The 14398-nt window shown below is 43.6% G+C and carries 17 protein-coding genes and 2 pseudogenes; 13 read left to right on the top strand and 6 right to left on the bottom strand.

Translation table 11 applies throughout. The features are described from left to right. Positions 1–312: pseudogene (locus ACEW9I_RS09710) on the top strand (ISNCY family transposase); the annotation flags it as partial. Here ACEW9I_RS09710 and ACEW9I_RS09715 read toward each other — a convergent pair. Next, on the bottom strand, positions 280–834 hold the full coding sequence (locus tag ACEW9I_RS09715; RefSeq protein WP_373540147.1) for a hypothetical protein: 555 nt from the start codon (positions 832–834) through the stop codon (positions 280–282). The pseudogene ACEW9I_RS09710 and the gene ACEW9I_RS09715 overlap by 33 nt on opposite strands. A 27-nt stretch (positions 835–861) precedes the next feature. Continuing rightward, a complete protein-coding gene (locus ACEW9I_RS09720) occupies positions 862–1473 on the bottom strand; it encodes a cupin (protein WP_373540148.1) in 612 nt (203 codons plus the stop codon). 339 nt (positions 1474–1812) lie between these two features. Here ACEW9I_RS09720 and ACEW9I_RS09725 point away from each other — a divergent pair, with 339 nt between their 5' ends. The 3 genes from ACEW9I_RS09725 to ACEW9I_RS09735 all read left to right on the top strand — a co-directional run bounded on the left by ACEW9I_RS09725 (position 1813) and on the right by ACEW9I_RS09735 (position 3803). Then, positions 1813–2322 carry a thioredoxin domain-containing protein gene (locus ACEW9I_RS09725; protein ID WP_373540149.1) on the top strand — a complete coding sequence of 170 codons (510 nt, stop codon included), beginning with the start codon at positions 1813–1815 and terminating at the stop codon, positions 2320–2322. A gap of 206 nt (positions 2323–2528) precedes the next feature. Beyond that, positions 2529–3398 carry a cytochrome c biogenesis protein CcdA gene (locus tag ACEW9I_RS09730; RefSeq protein ID WP_373540150.1) on the top strand — a complete coding sequence of 290 codons (870 nt, stop codon included), beginning with the start codon at positions 2529–2531 and terminating at the stop codon, positions 3396–3398. Positions 3399–3449: 51 nt separating this feature from the next. Then, positions 3450–3803, top strand: a complete 354-nt coding sequence (locus ACEW9I_RS09735; protein WP_373540151.1) for a thioredoxin family protein — start codon at positions 3450–3452, stop codon at positions 3801–3803. A gap of 175 nt (positions 3804–3978) precedes the next feature. Here ACEW9I_RS09735 and ACEW9I_RS09740 read toward each other — a convergent pair whose 3' ends face one another. After that, a complete protein-coding gene (locus ACEW9I_RS09740; RefSeq protein ID WP_373540152.1) occupies positions 3979–4215 on the bottom strand; it encodes a transposase in 237 nt (78 codons plus the stop codon). A 134-nt stretch (positions 4216–4349) separates the two neighbouring features. Between ACEW9I_RS09740 and ACEW9I_RS09745 the strand changes: the two genes are divergently transcribed. From ACEW9I_RS09745 to ACEW9I_RS09760, 4 genes are all read left to right on the top strand, one after another. Next, positions 4350–4613 (top strand): hypothetical protein, encoded by a 264-nt coding sequence (locus tag ACEW9I_RS09745; RefSeq protein ID WP_373540153.1) that lies wholly within the window; start codon positions 4350–4352, stop codon positions 4611–4613. 252 nt (positions 4614–4865) lie between these two features. After that, positions 4866–5099: a hypothetical protein gene (locus ACEW9I_RS09750; RefSeq protein ID WP_373540154.1), complete on the top strand. Its 234-nt coding sequence runs from the start codon at positions 4866–4868 to the stop codon at positions 5097–5099. Between the two features lie 109 nt (positions 5100–5208). Then, a complete protein-coding gene (locus ACEW9I_RS09755) occupies positions 5209–5802 on the top strand; it encodes a Uma2 family endonuclease (protein WP_373540155.1) in 594 nt (197 codons plus the stop codon). A 101-nt stretch (positions 5803–5903) separates the two neighbouring features. After that, entirely contained in the window at positions 5904–6236 is a 333-nt protein-coding gene (locus tag ACEW9I_RS09760; protein WP_373540156.1) for a hypothetical protein, read from the top strand. 656 nt (positions 6237–6892) lie between these two features. On the opposite strand, the gene ACEW9I_RS09765 is transcribed toward ACEW9I_RS09760, so the two are convergent. Further along, complete coding sequence (locus ACEW9I_RS09765; protein WP_373540157.1) at positions 6893–7402, bottom strand: helix-turn-helix domain-containing protein; 510 nt, start codon at positions 7400–7402, stop codon at positions 6893–6895. Positions 7403–7524: 122 nt separating this feature from the next. On the opposite strand from ACEW9I_RS09765, the gene ACEW9I_RS09770 reads away from it, so the two are divergent. From ACEW9I_RS09770 to ACEW9I_RS09790, 5 genes are all read left to right on the top strand, one after another. After that, positions 7525–8547, top strand: coding sequence for a multicopper oxidase domain-containing protein (locus ACEW9I_RS09770; RefSeq protein ID WP_373540158.1), 1023 nt, complete (start codon positions 7525–7527; stop codon positions 8545–8547). 258 nt (positions 8548–8805) lie between these two features. Beyond that, complete coding sequence (locus ACEW9I_RS09775; RefSeq protein WP_373540159.1) at positions 8806–9852, top strand: ComEA family DNA-binding protein; 1047 nt, start codon at positions 8806–8808, stop codon at positions 9850–9852. A 134-nt stretch (positions 9853–9986) separates the two neighbouring features. Continuing rightward, entirely contained in the window at positions 9987–10931 is a 945-nt protein-coding gene (locus ACEW9I_RS09780; protein WP_373540160.1) for an FTR1 family protein, read from the top strand. 416 nt (positions 10932–11347) lie between these two features. Beyond that, a complete protein-coding gene (locus ACEW9I_RS09785; protein ID WP_373540161.1) occupies positions 11348–12541 on the top strand; it encodes a Coenzyme F420 hydrogenase/dehydrogenase, beta subunit C-terminal domain in 1194 nt (397 codons plus the stop codon). An 85-nt stretch (positions 12542–12626) separates the two neighbouring features. Beyond that, positions 12627–13232 carry a pentapeptide repeat-containing protein gene (locus tag ACEW9I_RS09790; RefSeq protein ID WP_373540162.1) on the top strand — a complete coding sequence of 202 codons (606 nt, stop codon included), beginning with the start codon at positions 12627–12629 and terminating at the stop codon, positions 13230–13232. 126 nt (positions 13233–13358) lie between these two features. Here the strand turns inward: ACEW9I_RS09790 and ACEW9I_RS09795 are convergent, their stop codons facing one another. After that, positions 13359–13940 carry a hypothetical protein gene (locus tag ACEW9I_RS09795; RefSeq protein WP_373540163.1) on the bottom strand — a complete coding sequence of 194 codons (582 nt, stop codon included), beginning with the start codon at positions 13938–13940 and terminating at the stop codon, positions 13359–13361. Between the two features lie 57 nt (positions 13941–13997). Continuing rightward, positions 13998–14398 (bottom strand): annotated as a pseudogene (locus ACEW9I_RS09800) (hypothetical protein); the annotation flags it as partial.

Below are 14398 nucleotides of genomic sequence, written 5' to 3' on the forward strand. Positions count from 1 at the left end.
TGGAAAACAGAAAATGAAAATCACAATGTTCTCAAAACGAAGGGATATCATCTTGAGCATAATTTTGGTCATGGACAAGAGCATTTAGCATCTTGTCTACTGACGCTTAACCTGTTAGCGTTCCTATTTCATACTGTTCTACACTTAACAGATCTTGCCTACCAACTGATTCGTCACAAGCGGGGTACTCGTAAAGGTTTTTTCCAAGATATCCTCAGTCTTACCAAATATTTGCTCTTTGAGAGTTGGCCATCCTTGATTGATTTCATGATTTATGGCTCAAAACCTAATCTGGCAACCAACTCCTCCTAGATTTTTGAATTTGGAATTGCTGGAAAGATATACTTTACCCACCAGCTTACCACTGACTGTGAGCGGATTCCCGCATAAAACTATATAGCGATCGCCAAATTGAAAAATTCTTGGTTTGGCAGGTGCTTCTGTTTGGGTAATAGCATTAACAATCTCAGTTGATGGCATATTTATCCCTGAAGACTTGCTTAAAATTTTACCGTCAGGCTCTTGCACCCAGATCGATACTCCCGATGTCGAAAGTTTATCGATCGTCCGTTCCAAACTAACTTCAACAGTTTTCCCTTCACTGTACATTTCGGCTTGTTCGGGAAAGCGCATTGCCACATATTCTAGCAATTGCTTATGAGAGGTAACTAAATTTTGCTCCATCTGCCATCCCGCCCAGAATGCGACAGCACTTACCCCAATGGCGGAGAGAGTTACTAGCTCCAGCGTCAACCGAAACTGTAACGAAGTCGGTGAAACTCGCATTCTGAAAAAGTTACGGATCGGTTTTGGGATGAAGTTCTGGCTGGGCATTAGTCGATCGGGAATTAGTGGAAAGAATTAAAAAATCTCAGCGGTAGCGCGAAGGGGATCGAATTCAAAGCGGCGATCGTAATCTGTCGCACCATAGAGATTGAAGCTAATCGTTGGTTCGTCGCCGATGGCTTCAATTTGATGAATAGCATCGGGCATCAAACCGAGAATGTCGCCAGGGGTGAGAATTCGATCGCCTGTGGCTTTGATGAGATTGGGAAATTCGGTGGTTGGCGATCGCTGCCAAAAGGTATTTTTTTCTTGTCCATCTAGCAGTGCCACAATCCCCCAGGTAGCGTGATTGTGAACTGGGGAAGCCGTTCCTGGCGACCAAACCACCGTTTGAATCGTCAGGGGGAAATCTGGCTCGTCGTAGAGCATTTGCACCGACCAACCCGTTTCGGGATCTGGTGGTAAAAAGTTCAGTTGCAACCACTCGCAACTATTCAGCAGCCGCCGCACTAGGGGGCAAATCTGTTGTAAGCGAATTCGATCGTCACTTTCTCGATCGACGATATCTTCAACATCGGTAAGGAAGCGATAGAGCCGATAAGGTCGATCGATCCAATCCTCATATTCGCCACTCTCACCAGGAATGCAACGCCCTTCATCTGTAACCAACCAATCTTGTTCCAACATATTTGCTGCCCTAGTGCCCGATCTCAAGTTTAAGAGAAGTATTCGCGATCTAGGTGATTCTTAGCTAATGGCAAGATGAATTTTTGCTGAAGATGATAATTTTTTTAACCTGGTAGAACATCTACAAAGGTTTCTTCAAGAATTCGAGTATATGTCAATAATACTCTAACTGTCTGTAGTCAAGAGCTTCAAGCGATACTATTCGATCGATCTCAAATGATTTATCTAATCTCCATGTGTTCTTCATCTGACACTCATCTTGCTGGATTTTAATGATAGGCAAGTCCAAAACATTGGACGCACCGATCGATTTTCACTATTTTTGAACGAGAGCATCTAATGAAAGTTAAATTTCTTGCTACATTTGCGGCTATTTCCCTACTGAGCATTGGTACGATTGCCCCCACGATCTTCTTTGGCACAACTACCGCAGTCGCCAATCCCTGCGCTTCTAAACCAAACCCATGCGCTGGGAAGGTTAAGGCTTCTAATTCTGTTGGTGGTCGATTGGCTCAACAATTACAAGGTAAACCAGTAGTTGTGGATATCTATGCTAGTTGGTGCCCTGCTTGCAGAAATATTGCCCCCACTGTTTCCAAAATCAAGCAGCAGTATAGTAACAAAATCACTTTTGTGACATTAGATGTGTCTGATAAAGCTAGTTCTACTAAAGCTGAAGCCACAGCCAAACAATTAGGTCTGAGTAAGTTTTTTGCAGCTAACAAAACTCAAACTGGTTCTCTAACTATCATCGATCCAGCAACCGGAAATATCTTAGGACAGCAACGTAATAACGCTGAACTAACTGCTTATTCTACCGTACTAGATTCAGCGATCGCTAAAAAATAGATACTCATGTGAGTAAATGGATACTCGATTCTCGTTGGCGAACGCCAACGATGTTATTCCATTTACTCCTACTCATCTTCCCAGCGACCGGAAATATTTTGGTACAACACCGCAATAATCCTGACATAACTGCTTATACCAAAGTATTAGGTGCTGCTATTACCCAATAAATAGGTAGTATCGATCGTAAATATTACAAAAAGCTCATGAAGATAGAACAAGAAAATAATATTGTTGACATTAATTCACAATCAAAAGGGCGCGAACAAAATATCCGAAAACCAATAAGGAAATGGTTATTATTTGCTGGACTAGCACTGCTGGGTTTAGTATTAGCTTTACTCATTACTGGCCCGATCTCTCAGGGACTCGAACACCTAATTTCATTTACAGAAAACCGCTATCAAGAATGGTTCTCCAAACAGGATACTGCTAATCCTTTGGTCCTAATGCCGCTAGCTTTTATTGGTGGTTTAATCGCTAGTGTTTCTCCCTGCATTCTAGCACTGTTGCCACTTAATTTGAGCTATATTGGCACTCGCAACATTACTTCTCGCAGTGATGCTTTTGTTAAAGCGGGATTGTTTGTATTAGGAAATGTCATCATTCTCGGTTTATTTGGGCTAGTATCATCATTTGCTGGCGCAGTCATGGTGGAATATCGCGGTCATATTAATGTGGTCGTCGGTGCAATTATTCTAATTATGGGCTTTGGCTTATTAGGATTGATTAAAATCCCCTTGCCCCAAATCAATGTCGATGGCTCTAATTTTGGCCCCTTTGGTGTTGGTTTGACCTTTGCCTTAGTCAGTTCACCTTGTGCGAGTCCGGTTTTATTTGCCGTTCTCGCCGCCGCAGGTGCCAGTGGTTCAGAATTACTCGCGATACTGACAATGGCAAGTTATGCCTTTGGTTATACGATTATTATCTTTTTAGCTAGTTTACTAACTGGTTTTGCCAAGCAAGCGAAACTCCTGCTGAAATATTCAGAAAGCATTACTAAATTTGGTAGTGCGGCTCTAATTTTGGCAGGGATTTACTATCTAGTTACTGGAATGCAATGGTTTTTCGGTTAGTTATTTATTTTCTAAATTGATTAATTCAAAGATAATTTAGAGGTAATTAAGATGTCAGGATTAACTATTTTCCAAGGTCGTTCCGCTTTTGAACAATTGAAAAGTGAATCAACTAAATTGATTCTAGTCGAAGTAAGTGCGCCTCACTGTAGCTCTTGCGATACACTCAGACCAGTGTTACACCAACTAGCTACCGAACAAAATGGTAACTTCGATCTAGTTGAAATCGATATGACCGAAGAACCAGATCTGGCGATCGAACTAGGCATTCGTAGTGTTCCGACAGTAGTGTTATTTAAAGGCGATCGACTGCTTGAAAAGATCGTTGGCTTGAAGCCCAAAAAACTTTATGTCGAAACACTTCAAAAATGGGTCTACCAAACCTGTGATTTAGAACTCGAATAGGTTGAATAATCTAGGCTAGAACAGGACATCATGGGATATTGTGATGACTAATCTTCCCTTGTATCCACTTCCATCAACAGCGATAGTTGTCGATCTAATCGACCCGCCTGCACGAGTTCGGCATAAGTATCCGCTTCGATCGCTAGTAGGCTGGAGCGGAAGTTAAGGTACTATTTCAAACAGCAAGTGCTTTACCCTTGTAATTCCACTGAAACGGCTTTGCCATCGTGCGGTTAAAATAGTCGATGAAGTCCAGAATCCGTGTTTTTAAATCAGCCTGACTGAGGAAATTGCCACGTTTGAGTAACTTCTGCATCAAAATCCCAAACCACATTTCAATTTGATTGAGCCAAGAACAATGCTTGGGGGTGAAGTGAAACACAATCCGATGGCTGTGGTCAGTTAAAAACACGGATTCTGGTTTTCATCGATTGGAGAATACCACTCTTACCCTTAATCCCTAAATCGATGTCTAAACCCTCGCTCATAGCCACATATCGAACTCGCATAGGCTGATTGATGGGTGTTTAAACAACCCATAATCAAGTGCCATTTAACCGCACCAAGATCCGTGGCAATGGTCTGTTGAACATGAGTGAGATAGTCCATTTCGGTGCGGGTTTTGCCAACACTGGCATCAATAACCAGCAAAACTATCTTTGCTCTGAGTGCAATTTGTTGCGGGGTGCTATGGCGATTGAGCATCTGCCCTATACTCAGATGCCAACCGAGATCGAGCTAGAACCAGCACAGGTTAAGGATATCGTGACAACGATATTCATTCAGACCACCCGCCATTTTAATCTGTAACCTTCACCACTAGCCAGCCTCATCTGTTGGGGCTAGAAATACAGATCTAACTATATCGCCGCGCTGTCCCAGTATGGTAGAGTCGCCCAATCCTTTCTTGGCGATCGGGTACCCTATGCCACCGCGATGACGGGCGGACAAACCGCCCCAGAACTAGCCGCCAAGAGTCCAGCCGCTAAAGAAATTGCTGCCTTGTGGATCGAGATTAAATCATGTTTTAATGAAAATAGCAAATACTAAGTACTAGTTCACATGGCTAAAGCGATCTCTCTATCTTCTGCCGATCTCAAACCTGAAAAGCCCAAGACTCAAAGTGCAGTTCGTCAGCGTGGCTCCGTCCCCTCGTCCGAACTCATCCCCCTTCAGTTTCGGATGCCGCCTGAATTCGTCCGCGCCTTCAAACAGGAAGCACTCAATCGAGACATGAAGCTTAATGAATTATTGAATTTCTGCTTTGATGATTTCATGAAAAATAACGAATCATAGCTACTACCTCTCAAGATGTCTATCTTGACATCATCTTGCATCACATTACTGCATCGGTGAACTCTTGAATTCATTAATTCATACTTTCAAGAAAAGTATCAAGTAAATTATGCAATCACTAGAAACCAAGCCATTGTTATTAGATGTTCATAGCATTACTCTTCGTGTCACCCCTGAAGAGTTTGAAAAGCTATGCCAAGACAATCGGGATCGATCGTTTGAATTGACAGCCAGCGGAGAATTAATCGTCATGCCCCCAGTTGGTGGAGAGAGTGGAAACTCTGAATTAGAGCTAGGCGGCGAGTTATTCGTTTGGAATCGCCAAACTAGACTAGGTAAAATTTTTAGCTCTTCCACCGTTTTTGTTTTACCCAATGGTGCCCAACGCTCTCCAGATGCCGCTTGGGTGGAGTTACCCCGCTGGGAGACTTTGACCCCAGAGCAACGTACAAAATTTCCACCCTTGGCACCAGATTTCGTCATCGAACTGCAAAGTGCAACCGATCGACTACCGCCACTGCAAGAAAAGATGGAGGAGTATAGATCGAATGGGGTGCGACTAGGCTTACTCATCAATCCCAAAAATAAGCAGGTAGAAATCTATCGACCAGGGCAAGAGCTAGAGATCCGTGTTTCTCCCACAGAGATCGACTGTAGTGAAGTCATGCCAGGATTTATCTTGAGCATGAGTGAAATCTGGTAATCATGTTTTAGTTATTTCATGAAAACAGTAATTAATTACCTTCATCGATACCGCTAATAAACCTTTTCGGTATCGCCGCCAAATTTTAATACTTATTTACTATGTTAATCGATCCGCCGAATGCAGATCGCCACGATCCGATCGCGGCTGTCGCGGTGGGAATTTTAGCCAGTGCTGGCAATCGTTTATCTTCGATCGCTGACAGCGTACAGAATAGTGATTTCTTGGCTGAATTTCTCCAACTCAAAGTCAGTCCCAATACCCGCCGTACTTACACCCAATGTCTCGATGATTTCTTTTGGCGGTTGGCATCCGTCCACGCCAGCATTGAGATTGTCAGAGAGTTTTTATCCTTAAATCAGTCTCAGGAGATCGGATTGGTGTTGAAGTATCAATCGAGTGTAAGCTGTTTTACATTTAAATCTTTTGACTGAATCCCTTGCAGCAAGCGATATAGACCGCAAATAGTGTGGTTTAAATGTTCGACAGCTTATGTAGTGATATGGACTTAACAGTAGTAGTTAGTCCAATTGCAACGAGCGGAAAAAATAGTAATGGCAGACAATCACAATACTATAGCTATAGTGGATCTCTTGGTAATAATGGTATTGATATTAAGCGAGGTGCTAAGAATTCAGGCAGTAACTCACGTCAAGTTTTTAATTACATTGCTTCTGACTTTAACTTCTGTTTGAGAGAAGAATTCTTTGACGATCAAAGTTATGCGAGATATACTTGGCACGGTCAAAGCTTGCGCTTTTGATAAAAACACGATCTATCGATAATGTCCCCATACCCGACAGCCCACACCCCACACCCTAACCTCAAATTATGACCGTGCAAAGTATAGCCAGTAGGATGAAGCTGACTCAATTTCACTATTACGACCATTATTGAATTTGCTATTGAATTCTCGATCGGTAGCATCGTCAAACTGTCGAGTCTTCGTGACTAGTATGTGTCGTAAAAATTGAAGTGCGGAATGTGGGATTGAATTCCGGTCATTTCATCCAAACTAATGCTGCGTTCTCCCAACTTGGCTCGTTCAATCGCCTGGAGGTAAACATCACAAATATCTGTTACCTTGACATCAAAATTTTGGTCGGGGGGGATTGAGCCAGTAGCCAGACTGATGGGGTTTCAGCTCGGCTTCTGCCAATAATCGACCGACATGACGTGGTGAAATCTCGATGACGATCTTTTGTTCGACCATTTCTGCCGCTAATTCTCGGTTTGTCCACTGACTGATTGGACGATTGTACTCATTTGGGTCATCACAATCTAGTTTGAATAGGTGTAAGATTTGCTCTAACTCAAATTTGGCTGGTGTTCCACTCCGCTGTCCATCGCACAATCGCTCTGCCACTGGGATTTCTTTTTCCTGTCCCTCCATCCATCTTTTTCGCCACAGCCTTGCCATCTTCAGACTAATTTCTAATTCCCGTCCAATCTCATGATGATTTCTCCCCTCGTCTGCCAGCAAAACTATCTTTGCTCTGAGTGCAATTTGTTGCGGGGTGCTATGGCGATTGAGCATCTGCCCTAATTTTTCTCTTTCCTGTGTTGTCAATTTCAGTGCTGTTGGGGCTAGTCTGGGCACTGTCTCGTTCTCCTATCAACCAGTACCCCCTAATACTAACCTAACTTCCGCTCCAGCCTACTAGCTATAATAACTAGTTAAGATACTTTCTCAATAAGTATTGCAATTTACCATCAACATTGATGTCTAATCTCGATTCTCCCTTGGAGAGGCTCCGCCAACGATTCATTCACAACCCGCTCCTGCACCGCCGTCAGTTGCTCAAATACGGCTTAACTGGATTGGGGCTGACAACCGCTGCACTCGCTTGGCAATCGCTCAAACCCCAAGCGACGGCTAGAATCCCTGTAGTCCCCGCCAATAGCCCGATGATGGGTAATTCGTTTAGTCCGATGCAGACTTTGCGGGATTTTGACTATGGTACCGTCAAACAGGAGAATGGACGGACTGTGCGGGAGTTTAGATTGGTAGCCGGAAATACGACGCTTCAGTTAAATACCGCCGTGTCATTCAACAGTTGGAACTTTAATGGGCGAGTACCTGCGCCGACATTGAGAGCTAAAGCTGGCGAACTGATTCGCGTATCATTTCTCAATCGAGCTGGGCACGCTCACTCGCTGCATTTTCATGGTTTTCACCCAGCGGCGATGGATGGGATCAAACCGATTCGCAATGGTACGGGGACGATTTATGAGTTCGAGGCGGAACCTTATGGGGTGCATCTCTATCACTGTCATGTCGCACCAGTGACGCGGCATGTTGGGAAGGGTTTGTATGGGATGTTGATTATCGATCCCCCCGAACCTCGCCCGGTTGCTGATGAAATGGTGCTGCTCATGGGTGGCTATGATACCAATGATGATGGCAAAAATGAGCTATATGCTTTTAATGGTGTGCCAGATTACTATATGATGCACCCGATCGAGATTTATCAGCATCAACTAATTCGGCTATATGTCCTAAATATGATTGAAATCGATCCCGCTGTGACATTTCATCTCCATGCGAATATGTTTCGGGTGTATCCAACGGGGATGACGCTAAAACCCACTCATAGCACCGATGTAATTACGATGGGCACGGCAGAACGGCATATTTTAGAGTTTGAGTTTAAGTATACTGGCGAATTTATGTTTCATCCCCACCAAGATTCGATCGCTGAAAGCGGCTGTATGGGCGCATTTAAGGTTATCCCAGCCACTTAATAGAAATTAATCGCAAATAAGTTGACATTAGTTATCATTAAGTACACAATTAAGATGATTAAACAGTGGCGATTCTTACATCCATAGTTGGAATCAATATTGTGCCAGTGACTTTGCCAATAACTAGACTGTTCTACTTTAGACCGAGAGTGTGTGCTTTCGATCTAAATTGTAATGCGATTTAATTAGCTGGCAATCGCCTCGATTCTCGTTCCGAGAGGCTACACCAACGAAGATTCAATATTTAAAATCATCTTTATGAAAACCATAAAAGAATATATTACAATATCCATTATTGCTTTTGCAGCTTCAATTGTAATTAGTGCCTGCAACAATACCACCACGACTACAACTAAAACCGAGACTAGTACTAGCCCTGCAACTCCAGCTACCACAACAGCATCACCAGATATGGCAGGTATGAAACATGGTGGCGGTAAAAAAATTAATATTAACAGTGCGATTTTATCAGAACTCGATAAACTCGAAGCTAAATTAGGTGTTCCAGCTCTATCTAATAAAATTCAAGCCGAACGTCCCTATAAGACACCTGAAGATCTGGTAGCTAAGAAAGTTATCGATCAAAAGCAATTCGACCAGATCAAAGATTTAGTTACAATTGAAGATATCGTCCTGACTGGAGTCGAGAAAGATGCTGACTACATGGTCAAATTGGGACTGATGAAAGGACATCTTTTTGTAGCGAAAGAACTGCTCGATCTAAATAAGCCTAAAGATGCCGAACCCCATATCGGTCATCCAGTTGAAGAGATATACACAGACGTGGTAGACCAACTAAATGAGCGTAAAGTCAAAGAATTCAAGACTACTCTGATTACACTTGAAGACTTGGTAAAAGCTGGAGCCAAAGATAATAGTAAAGTTACCACTAATTTCAAAGAATCAATGGTGGCGATCGATGGCGCAATTGCCGCATTACCAGAGACTCAACGCAAATCTCCAGCGTTTGTATTGCAAGTAATCAACGGACTATTAGATACTGCCAATTCTGAATATGGTGCAGCGATAACTGACGGTAAAATCAAAGCCGCGATCGAGTATCAAGACTCTAGGGGATTTATTGTCTATGCTAATATGTTGTACAAAGAAATTGCTACGACAATGGCCAAAGAGCGTCCCGAAGAGCATAAAGTAATTACCGAAAATCTCAAGCAACTCACAACTGCATGGCCAGCCGCGATGCCTCCAGCAACTCCGGTAAAAACAACTCAAGAAGTTGGTAAATTAGTAACCACGATCGAGCAAAGTACTCAGAAAGTCATTGCTACTATTGCTAGTAAATAATCGAATTTTAATCTTCAAAATTACGGCGGAGATCTACCCACCCCACTGGGCGGGTGACCCGACCAGTAGCCCTAAGGGCACCCCTCCGAGGAGGGGATTTTCCCGATCTACCCTCTACCCCCTAATTAAAGATTGTGGATTTTAGTTCAGCTATACCGACCTTTGTAATTACTCTTAGAGAAGGGGTAGAAGCCGCCCTAGTGGTGGGGATCGTGCTTGCTTGTCTCAAGAAAGCCAAACAGGGGCACTTGAAAATATGGGTGTATGCAGCCGTCGCTGCGGGGATTGCCGCGAGTGGGATTGTGGGGGTAGTCTTATCCCAAGCGGCGCAAGCACTGTCGCAATCCCAAAATCCTTATGCGGCGACACTGGAACTATTTCTAGAAGCGATTTTTGGGCTAATCGCGATCGTGATGCTCAGTTGGATGTTAATCTGGATGACCAAGCAAGCCAGATTTATGAAGGCGCAGGTAGAAGGAGCCATCGAGCAGGCAATGGCGACAAATGCTGGTTGGGGAGTATTTACGCTGGTATTTGTCGCGATTTTGCGTGAAGGATTTGAAACTGTTTTATTTATCGCGGCAAAGTTTCAACAAGGTTTAATTCCGTCCCTGGGTTCGGTGGCGGGATTGAGTGTCGCGGCTGGGATTGGGGCGTTGTTATTTAAGTGGGGAGTGAAAATTAACATTCGTCGCTTTTTCCAGGTGATGGGTGTGTTGTTACTACTGATTGTTTCAGGTTTAGTGGTATCGTCATTGGGACATCTCGATACGGCGATCGCCACACTCGCTCAAAGCGATCGACAGTCGGCGGGTATGTGCGTTTTTTATGAAAAATTTACCAAGGTGCATTCTTGTAATTTGGGTGCGTTAGTCTGGAATACGAGCAAAGTACTACCAGAAGATAAGTTTCCTGGATTGTTACTAAGTGCGTTATTTGGATATACAGATAAATTATATTTAGTGCCAGCAATAGCTTACGTCGGATTTCTGATTTCGATCGGGGGGATGTATTTCCGCAGTCTCAATCCCCAGAAACCAAAGCAGTCAAATACGCCCGTACCTGCAAAGACTAATTAAATCACCCAAGTTACGATTGATTAGGTGCCAGCGATTGAAATCGCGGCTAGTGATGCGAAGTCCGCCTGTATTGAAAAGGTGCTCTACTTGCGGCGTTTTTATTCGGGGGTTCCCCCCGAATAAGAAAACGACAAGACGGGGAAACCCCAAGACCGCACTTTTCGCTACGCGGACTAAATAAATTGGGCATTGTTGATGTGGGGTATGATTTGCCTAATCGAGACAAATCATCCCTGGATTCAGCAACGTTATAAATTGAAGTAGTACAGCTTTAGGCGGACTTTGCAGCATGAGGAGCGGTTTCTAACCGCTTGGGTTATCGCTAGTAACTGTAAGTTAAATATCGATCTAATCCAGTTCGATCGAGAACCTGGAATTTCCGTATAAAATAACAAGACAATCGATCGAGTGTCCCCATGACTGCTGCGCCCAAACATCAGAAAGCCAAAGCCCTCAAACCCAACAGCAAACGCCCTGCTAAAGAACTGTGTAGTGAATGTGGATTGTGCGATACCCACTATATCCACTACGTCAAAACGGCTTGTGCTTTCCTCAACCAGCAGATTCCCACATTGGAGACTCAAACCCACGGGCGCAGTCGGGATTTAGACAAAGAAGACGACTTGTATTTTGGCGTGCATCAGCAGATGATGGCGGCGCGCAAAATTGAGCCGATCCCAGGTGCCCAGTGGACGGGAATCGTCAGTACGATCGCGATCGAAATGTTGGAGCAGGGGCTGGTAGAAGGCGTTGTCTGCGTCCAAAATACACCCGAAGACAGGTTTACACCCATGCCGATAATTGCGCGGACTAGAGCGGAAATTCTCGCGGCTAAGGTAAACAAGCCCACCCTCTCACCCAACCTATCGATCCTCGAACAAATCGCCGCATCAGGTTTGAAGAAGCTCCTAGTCATCGGTGTCGGCTGTCAGATTCAAGCCTTACGCGCCGTCGAAAAAGAATTAGGCTTGGAGCAACTATATGTCCTCGGCACGCCCTGTACCGATAACGTTACCCGCGCAGGCTTGCAGAAGTTTTTAGAAACCACCAGTCGATCGCCTGAAACAGTAGTTTATTATGAGTTCATGCAGGACTTTAACGTCCACTTCAAGCATGAAGACGGTTCGACAGAATTAGTCCCATTCTTCGGATTGAATACCAAAGAATTAAAAGACGTTTTCGCACCATCTTGTTTGAGTTGTTTTGACTATGTGAATTCCCTTGCCGATTTAGTCGTCGGGTATATGGGCGCACCCTTTGGCTGGCAATGGATCGTCGTCAGAAACGATCGCGGTCAACAGATGTTAGATTTAGTAAATGATGCGATCGAGACTCAAGCTGTAATGTCCAAAGGCGATCGCACAGCCGCAGTTCAGCAAAGCATTCCCGCCTACGATAAAGCAGTAACATTACCAATGTGGGTAGCGAAAATTATGGGTGTCGTCATCGATAAGATCGGCCCCAAAGGATTGGAATATGCGCGGTTCTCGATCGATTCTCACTTTACCCGCAATTATCTATTTACCAAGCGCAATTATCCTGAAAAGTTAGAGCAACACGTACCAGAGTTTGCGAAGAAGATTGTCGATCGGTATAAGTTACCTGATTGAAATACTCCTGTCAAGAGAGCGCGATTGAATTCCGATCGTCCAGTACCCGAAAACTTATTGCAGCCTATAAGTTAGGATAGAGCATATGAAACAGGTATTCATCGAAGAAAAAACTTTCGATCGCATAGACTTTACTCAAAACCCATTAATTAAAGGTGAGTATGAGTATTGTAACTTTGTCAACTGTAACTTTTTAGAATCCGACCTTTCAGGTATTAAATTTTTAGAATGTGAGTTTTTAGGTTGCAATCTTAGTTTGGTCGATTTAGGCCGGACATCGTTAAAGGAGATTAAATTCAAAGATTGTAAAATGCTAGGTCTAAATTTCGGAGACTGTAATGAATTTGGATTTGTAGTTTCATTTGATACTTGTATCCTCAATCATTCATCATTTTCTGGTACGGCTGATCCCATAAAGAAACGAGTAAAGTTCAAGCAGACAGTATTCAAAAACTCTCAACTTCATGAAGTTAATTTTACTGAATGCGATCTAAGCTCTTCTGTCTTCGATCTCTGCGACCTGACCAGAACTATCTTTGAATACACGATTTTAGAAAAAGCCGATTTTCGGAATTCTTTTAACTACTCGATCGATCCAGAATTAAACCGTATCAAGAAAGCTAAGTTTTCGAGATCGGGTGTAGCAGGACTTTTAGATAAGTACGATATTGAAATAGATCTGACGAACTAGCTTTAAGAAAAGAAAAGTATGGTGGGCAGTGCCCACTATCTAGTTTCTGCGCGATCTTTATTTAGCAAATATTTATACATAGCCACCTAATTGAAAGGATGAAACTCAATTTCGATCTTCCAACTGTCAACTTTCAACTGAATTAAGCCACTCTTCCATCTGAGCCACCGTCTGCCAACTAAACATCCCCACAATCAAATCGTCGAGTTGCTGCGCATTCAAAGCAGCGAGTTGACTCGTCACCTGCTCCGAGGGTACATATCCCTGAAACTTCACACCAATAACTCTAGTGGCTGATTCCAGTTTGCCTCTTAGCTCGCCCTTCCGTTCTGCCTTATCCATTTCAGCATCATACCAAGCATCGATTTCTGCCATCGTTCTCATAAACTCTTGCTCCTCTGCACTTAAACTGGTTGTTGGGAAGTCTTGGAGATATACGCAATATTTGAGGCTTGCTCGTATTGTATCATTTTTCTCCCGTCGCTCTGGCGACAACTGTTCGATGCCCCCAAACGCTCGTCGAGCAGATTCCTTATTTCCTAGTAGCTTTAACCACATCGTTGCCGAGCTATATTCCAATTGCTCGATGACGACTATGCCCATCCGCAAAAGTTTGACTGTTTCGTACACGCCGACACCGAATTCTGGATGGGGTTTGGCTCCACATATACTTGGCACGGTCAAAGCTTGCGCTTTTGATAAAAACACGATCTATCGATAATGTCCCCATACCCGACAGCCCACACCCCACACCCTAACCTCAAATTATGACCGTGCAAAGTATAGCTCTAATAGTTCGGGACTACAATTGACAGTCAAAATCCAGGTAAACGGGTTTTGGTTATCGATGAGCTGGAGCGATTCGGGCGATAGTTGTTGATATTTGGCTGTCTGTTGTGCTTGCTTGAGAGTTTGAGCTAATTCTGCTTGTTTCGGCTCCCAATATAAGTTCTTGCGGGTAATAGATTTATGGATGTGCTTTTCCTGAACATAGCTGCTGTAATGCTCGATAATAATCGTCGGGTGAACCTTCATCAAGGCATCGAATAGTCCTAAATCTTCTTGCTCCCAGCCAAATTTATCTGCCTGAGCGACAAACATGAAATCGATTTCTAGATCTTCATCGTTTCTCACCTGAATATTCTGGATTGTCTCACCTTTGGACT

The organism is Chamaesiphon sp., from assembly GCF_041738855.1.
Lineage (GTDB): Bacteria > Cyanobacteriota > Cyanobacteriia > Cyanobacteriales > Chamaesiphonaceae > Chamaesiphon.